The following is a 6,643-nucleotide window of genomic DNA, read 5'->3' as shown; positions in this document are numbered from 1 at the left end:
TGTTCTAATGGGTCTTGAGAAAAACCAAACAAACCGTATTCTACTGCAAAGGAAGTATCTGAAGAAGTCCAACTCAATACGGCACTACTATCTATCAAAGAAGAAACGGATAAACCCAAAGGTAGCGGGCAAGGTGGTTTTGGATCAATCAAAAAGTTATCTACATAGATGTTAATATCATTATTAGCTATTGGAGAATAGCCATAAAAACCGAATTTCACCAAACCCGTATATGCGCTTAGATCAAAAGCCATAAACTCGCCCAAATTGGATAAGGCAGTTCCAGCATGCCATTTGTGAAGCACATTATCATCACTCCAAGTTGTTCCATTATCAGTAGAGATAACCACAAAAACAGAATCATCTGCACCAAAAGCTGTAGGGTCAGTACCATAATATGATGTCAAAGCAACATCAAAAGACAACTGATATGCTGTTGAACCATCACCCAAATCAATAGATGGAGATATTAGCCAATCCCTTACATTAGAATATAGATTAAGCCTTGCTGCACCTGATGACCCTACATTACCAAAACCATCTTGATACCAATAACCAGTTGTGCTTTCTACAGTGGTAGAATCTGAAATAAGACCTTTAAAGGGACTCCAACAATCTGTGGGACAAGCATCAAATTCTTCCAAATAATCGGGTGTAAGGGCACTAGGACATACAGTTGAGAAAGTAATGGGTCCAAGCCAACCACTGGTATCGCCTACACCACAGATTTCTCTGACATATACACGGTAATCAGTTACTGAGGTAAGCGTATCGGTAAATAAAGAATCTAAACTGGTGACAAAAACAGTACCACTACCTAGGGCAGTAGCATCTTGAGCTATATCCACTTCAAAATTAGGATTGTTACCTGTCCAACCAATACCGACAGAAATATCCGTTAAGCTATCAACAGATGCATTAGTGGGGATAGGGCAAGATTGCACAATACCATGAAAAGTAATATCCGGAAAAGTGTTGATATTTGAAGAATATCCAGAATAGGTATAAGGATCAAAAGCTGAACCGTCATTTTGTGCTCTTCGAGACATTGGACTAGTGTTTGAAGTACCTTTAAACTTGTCGTTAAAACCATCATAACCGCCAAAATTTTCCAATACCGTGATAACTATATTGTCTGTGCCATTATACGAAAAGGGTGCATCAAAAGCGATGTAAATGGTATCGTTAGTAACACTAATCGTACCCTCAAATACCGTATCCGAATTAATCACATCAATAAATGTAGAAGCAAATTGAGAGAGCGTAGTATGCCCAATAAAAACCACCCAATTATTAGAATTAGAAAGACTCGATCCAGGCTTAAGATAATAGCTTATAGAATCGATATCTCCAGAGGTATTGATTTCGTTAGCCAAATAAATACTTTGCGAGAAGGTAAATCCATAGTAAGGATTAACAGGCAAAGAGACATCAGTGTTAGCCGAGCCTATACTCACTTGAGAAATTGCTGGTAAAGCACATAGCAAACCAACAAAAAAGAATAAAAGTTTTTTCATAATACATAGGGTTTAAAATTCCTTATTAATTTACAAAAAATTTACCCCCCCCCCGTATTTCGACGAAATACGGGATACCACAGACAACAGCGTGTTTTGTTGGTATAAACAGATGTTTTTAGCCGACAAACAAATCTTAAAATGAGTGATTTAAGATGTAATTTGTAGGCCAAACACTCGTTTTCTGATACTCGTCCAAAAAAAAAGCACCCATTAAAATAGGTGCGTTAATTAAATTAAACAGTATAAACTTATGCGTTTTGCTCACGAATTAAATTTAATGCCGAACCCGCCTTGAACCAATCGATTTGTTGGGCATTGTAAGTATGATTTAAGACTATATTATCAGAAGAACCATTAGCGTGAACCACTTCAAGATTCAGTGTTTTATTTGGTGCGAACTCCGCTAAATCTACAAAGCTAAAGGTATCGTCTTCTCTAATCAAATCGTAATCGCTTTCATTATCAAAAGTCAATCCTAACATACCTTGCTTTTTCAAGTTTGTTTCGTGTATTCTAGCAAAGGATTTTACAATAACGGCTCTTACGCCCAAATGACGAGGCTCCATAGCGGCATGCTCTCTAGAAGATCCTTCTCCATAATTGTGGTCACCAACTACTAAAGTATCTACACCTGCTGCTTTGTAGGCTCTTGCCACATTTGGCACTTCGTCTTTACTACCATCTAATTGATTAGTAACGCTATTAGTAGCTCCACCAAAAGCATTAACGGCACCTATTAGGCAATTGTTAGAAATGTTGTCTAAGTGCCCTCTGAACCTCAACCACGGCCCTGCCATAGAGATGTGGTCTGTGGTACATTTGCCTTCTGCTTTAATCAATAGTTTAGCATTAGTGATATTGCCACCATCCCAAGGAGTGAACGGTGTAAGCAACTGCAATCTATTAGAATCGTCTTTTACAACTACTTCTATACCACTACCATCCTGCGCTGGAGCTTGATAACCGTTATCTTCAACAGCAAATCCTTTAGCTGGTAATTCAAAACCACTAGGTTCTGCCAAGTGAACACTTTCACCGTTTTCGTTAACTAAGCTATCAGTTATGGGGTTAAAGTCTAATCTTCCCGAAATAGCTACCGCCGCTACCATTTCTGGCGATGCTACAAAAGCATGGGTATTGGGATTGCCATCGGCACGTTTAGCAAAGTTTCTATTGAAAGAGTGAACAATGGAGTTCTTCTCTTGTTTGTCAGCACCTTCTCTATCCCATTGACCTATACAAGGGCCACAGGCATTAGTAAAGATACGTGTCGATTCAAATTTATTGAAGCTATCAATTAAGCCATCTCTTTCGGCAGTATAACGTACTTGCTCAGAACCGGGGTTTATACCTAGAGTCGCCTTGGGCTTCAGTCCTTTAGCTACCGCATCTTCTACAATAGATGCAGCTCTTGTCAAATCTTCATAAGAGGAGTTAGTACACGAGCCTATCAAAGCCCATTCAATATCTAAAGGCCAATCGTTGGCTCTTGCTTTGTCTTTCATCTCAGCTACTGGCGTGGCTAAATCTGGGGTAAAAGGACCGTTCAAATGCGGGGTAAGCTCTGAAAGGTTTATCTCTATAACTTGGTCGAAGTACTGCTCTGGATTAGCATATACTTCAGCGTCACCTGTCAAATGTTCTTTGACCGTATTTGCTGCATCGGCTACATCGTTTCTGTCGGTAGCTCTTAAATACCTTTCCATACTCTCATCGTATCCGAAAGTAGAAGTCGTAGCACCTATCTCAGCACCCATATTACAGATCGTTCCTTTTCCTGTACACGATAAAGATTGTGCACCCTCTCCAAAGTATTCAACGATACATCCTGTGCCACCTTTTACGGTAAGTATTCCTGCTACTTTCAAAATAACATCTTTAGCTGATACCCAACCGCTTAATTTTCCTGTTAGCTTAACGCCTATCAGCTTAGGGAACTTCAATTCCCATGGCATACCTGCCATAACATCTACCGCATCGGCACCACCAACACCAATAGCTACCATACCCAAACCACCAGCATTAACGGTATGCGAGTCTGTACCTATCATCATTCCGCCTGGAAAAGCATAATTTTCTAAAACCACTTGGTGTATAATCCCCGCTCCTGGCTTCCAGAAACCAATACCGTATTTATTACATACCGAACTTAAAAAGTTAAACACTTCGTTGTTGGTATTTAAACTTTCTTGCAAATCTTTATCAGCACCAATCTTAGCTTGGATAAGGTGATCGGCATGGGCAGTTGAAGGCACAGCAACCTTGTCCTTTCCTGCTTGCATAAATTGTAGCAAAGCCATCTGAGCGGTAGCATCCTGCATCGCTACTCTGTCTGGACCAAAATCGACATAGTCTGCTCCTCTTTTGAAAGCGGTGTTGTTTTGAGCGTCCCAAAGGTGAGTGTATAATATTTTTTCAGCTAATGTTAAGGGTTTACCAACTACATTTCTTGCTTGTGCTATGCGTTCTGGAAATTTCGCATATACTGCTTTTATCATATCAATGTCAAATGCCATAAATCTTATTTTTATCGTTAATAGTCCTTAATATTTAGCTTTTGCAAAAGTAATTTTTTTATTCATCTTAACAAGACAAAATCGTACATTAGCACTCAATGAAGTTAATGATTGAAAATATTAAGATTGCCCTACAATCCATTCGTACTAACCTACTTAGAACGGTACTGACCATCTTCATTATAGCCATCGGAATTGCCGCATTAGTCGGAATTCAAACCGCCATAGAATCTATAAAGTCTTCCATTAGCGAAAACTTCACTAGTATGGGTGCTAACACCTTTAATATTAGAAATAAGAGCTCCAACGTCAGAATTGGCAAGAGCGGCGTTAAGCCCAAACGCTATGCTTCTATTAGCTATGCTGAAGCAATGAGGTTTAAAAATGAATTCCCCGTAATCACCTCCATATCTTCTTGGGCAAGTTCAACAGCTTCCATTACTTATAAATCTAAAAAGAGCGACCCTAACATTAATGTTACCGGTACAGACGAAAACTACATCTTAACCGCAGGCTATAAACTATCCGAAGGAAGAAACTTTACAGCTTCTGAAGTGAAAGAAGGCAAACACCTTGCACTTATTGGCGAAGAGGTTAAAAATAACATATTCGACAACAGCTCCCCTTTAGGTAAATTGATTAGCATAGGAGGTAATAAATATAGAGTTATCGGAGTATTGGCAGCAAAAGGATCTAGCATGAGTTTTGGTGGCGACAAAAGTTGTTTGATACCCCTCACAAATGCCCGTCAGTATTTTGGATATCCTGGTCAGTCATTTACCATAAGTGTTCTTTCCGAAAAATCAGAAATGCTAAACTCTACTATAGGTCAGGCCATAGCAAAAATGCGTGTTGTTAGGAAACTAAAACCCATAGAAGAAGATAACTTCGACATCATAAGAAGTGACAATCTTACTCAAATCATGTTTGAAAACATCAAATATGTAACTATCGCCGCTCTAGTTATTGGCATCATTACTTTGTTTGGCTCGGCTATTGGACTAATGAATATAATGCTGGTATCGGTAACTGAACGCACCAAAGAAATAGGCACTCGAAAAGCATTGGGCGCAACCTCTAAAATTATACGTTGGCAATTTCTGATAGAAGCCATCGTAATTTGTCAACTTGGCGGAATAATAGGCATCGTACTGGGTATTCTAATAGGGAATATTACATCAATAGTAATTGGCAGTAGCTTTATTACGCCTTGGGTATGGATTCTTTCTGGAGTAGCCCTATGTATAGTAGTAGGGTTAATATCTGGCTTCTTCCCTGCCGCCAAAGCCGCTAAGCTAGACCCCATAGAGGCCTTAAGGTACGAGTAAAAAAAAAGCTCTCGATTTCTCGAGAGCTTTTAAATATCTAATTTTGAAAATTATTGAGCAACGACCTCAACAACAATAGAAGCTTTTACTTCTCTGTGCAAACGCACTTCAGCATCGTAAGAGCCTATTGTTTTGATGTTGTTCAGCTTAACAAATTTACGGTCTACCGTATGCCCTAATTTCTCTAGCTCATCGGCTAGGTGATTAGAAGTAATAGAACCAAACAATTGCTTTCCACCTTCAATAGTTTTGGCAGTAATTTTTACTGTCAAACCATTAATGCTTTCAGCTAATTTGTTAGCATCTTCAATAACTTTATTTTCTTTCTTAGCTCTCTGACGCAAGTTTTCTGCTAAAACTTTTCTCGCTGACTCAGTAGCTAATACTGCATGACCACCAGGAATTAAGTAGTTTCGACCGTAACCGTTTTTCACGTTTACGATTTCATCTTTAAAGCCCAATTTTTCTACGTCTTGTAATAATATCAATTCCATAATTGTAAATTATTTTAGCATATCGCCAACGTATGGCATAAGAGCCAAGTGACGGCATCTTTTAATTGCTTGTGAAACTTTTCTTTGGTACTTCAATGACGTTCCTGTGATTCTTCTAGGAAGAATTTTTCCTTGCTCATTGACAAATCGCATAAGGAAGTCAGGGTCTTTGTAGTCAATGTATTTAATACCAGCCTTTTTGAATCGGCAGTATTTTTTGGTGTTTCTGTTGTTTACATCAACTGGGGATAGGTATCTAATATCGTCTGCCATGATTATGCCTCCTGTTTTTTGTTAGAATTCAGTCTTTTTCTTCTGCTCTCAGCATAAACAACAGCATGCTTATCAAGCTTTACTGTTATCCAACGCATCAAACGTTCGTCACGCTTATAAGCAAGTTCGAGTTTGTTATTAATCTCATTGTCATCAGAAGTGAATTCAATAAGGTAATAAAAACCTGTTCTTTTTTTCTGGATACTGTAGGCCATCTTTTTAAGCCCCCAATGCTCCTCGGCAACAATCTTTGCCTTACTTTCTTTCAAAAGTTTGATAAACTTTTGAACCGTCTCCTTCATCTGTTCTTCAGACAAAACGGGATTCAAAATGAAAACGGTCTCGTAATGGTTCATATGTTAATGTTTTAGTTTAATCCCTTTCTTACTTTAAAAAAGGGTTGCAAATTTAGAATAATTTTTCACATAAACAAAGGATTGTTTTCGATAGTAAAAATACTTCATTTGAGACTGTAAAAATAACGTATATTAGCAGTATATTTTTATTACCAT

The 6,643-nt window shown here is 38.4% G+C and carries 6 protein-coding genes; 1 reads left to right on the top strand and 5 read right to left on the bottom strand.

From position 1 onward, the window contains the following. Nucleotides 1-1,517 (bottom strand): hypothetical protein (locus P8I29_04250; GenBank protein ID MDG1917012.1); only part of this gene is annotated, 1,517 nt, incomplete at its 3' end. 251 nt (nucleotides 1,518-1,768) lie between these two features. Further along, the gene (locus P8I29_04245) at nucleotides 1,769-4,036 is read right to left on the bottom strand and encodes an aconitate hydratase (protein ID MDG1917011.1); all 2,268 of its coding nucleotides are present in this window, start codon (nucleotides 4,034-4,036) and stop codon (nucleotides 1,769-1,771) included. 98 nt (nucleotides 4,037-4,134) lie between these two features. On the opposite strand from P8I29_04245, the gene P8I29_04240 reads away from it, so the two are divergent. After that, nucleotides 4,135-5,364 carry an ABC transporter permease gene (locus P8I29_04240; GenBank protein MDG1917010.1) on the top strand — a complete coding sequence of 410 codons (1,230 nt, stop codon included), beginning with the start codon at nucleotides 4,135-4,137 and terminating at the stop codon, nucleotides 5,362-5,364. 50 nt (nucleotides 5,365-5,414) lie between these two features. On the opposite strand, the gene rplI is transcribed toward P8I29_04240, so the two are convergent. The 3 genes from rplI to rpsF are packed head-to-tail and all read right to left on the bottom strand — an operon-like array spanning nucleotide 5,415 to nucleotide 6,487. Further along, nucleotides 5,415-5,858, bottom strand: a complete 444-nt coding sequence (gene rplI / locus P8I29_04235; protein MDG1917009.1) for a 50S ribosomal protein L9 — start codon at nucleotides 5,856-5,858, stop codon at nucleotides 5,415-5,417. Nucleotides 5,859-5,867: 9 nt separating this feature from the next. Continuing rightward, entirely contained in the window at nucleotides 5,868-6,131 is a 264-nt protein-coding gene (gene rpsR / locus P8I29_04230; GenBank protein MDG1917008.1) for a 30S ribosomal protein S18, read from the bottom strand. Between the two features lie 2 nt (nucleotides 6,132-6,133). Continuing rightward, nucleotides 6,134-6,487, bottom strand: a complete 354-nt coding sequence (gene rpsF / locus P8I29_04225) for a 30S ribosomal protein S6 (protein MDG1917007.1) — start codon at nucleotides 6,485-6,487, stop codon at nucleotides 6,134-6,136. Nucleotides 6,488-6,643 lie beyond the last annotated feature (156 nt).

The sequence above is a fragment of the Flavobacteriales bacterium genome (genome assembly GCA_029248105.1).
In the GTDB taxonomy this organism is placed as follows: domain Bacteria; phylum Bacteroidota; class Bacteroidia; order Flavobacteriales; family UBA7312; genus UBA8444.
This window is presented reverse-complemented; position numbering and strand designations above follow the sequence as displayed.

Excerpts from the sequence above, each read along its gene's own strand:
- rplI (MDG1917009.1), bottom strand. The coding sequence starts at position 5,858 with ATGGAATTGATATTATTACAAGACGTAGAAAAATTGGGCTTTAAAGAT.
- rpsF (MDG1917007.1), bottom strand. The coding sequence starts at position 6,487 with ATGAACCATTACGAGACCGTTTTCATTTTGAATCCCGTTTTGTCTGAA.
- P8I29_04240 (MDG1917010.1), top strand. The coding sequence starts at position 4,135 with ATGAAGTTAATGATTGAAAATATTAAGATTGCCCTACAATCCATTCGT.
- P8I29_04245 (MDG1917011.1), bottom strand. The coding sequence starts at position 4,036 with ATGGCATTTGACATTGATATGATAAAAGCAGTATATGCGAAATTTCCA.
- rpsR (MDG1917008.1), bottom strand. The coding sequence starts at position 6,131 with ATGGCAGACGATATTAGATACCTATCCCCAGTTGATGTAAACAACAGA.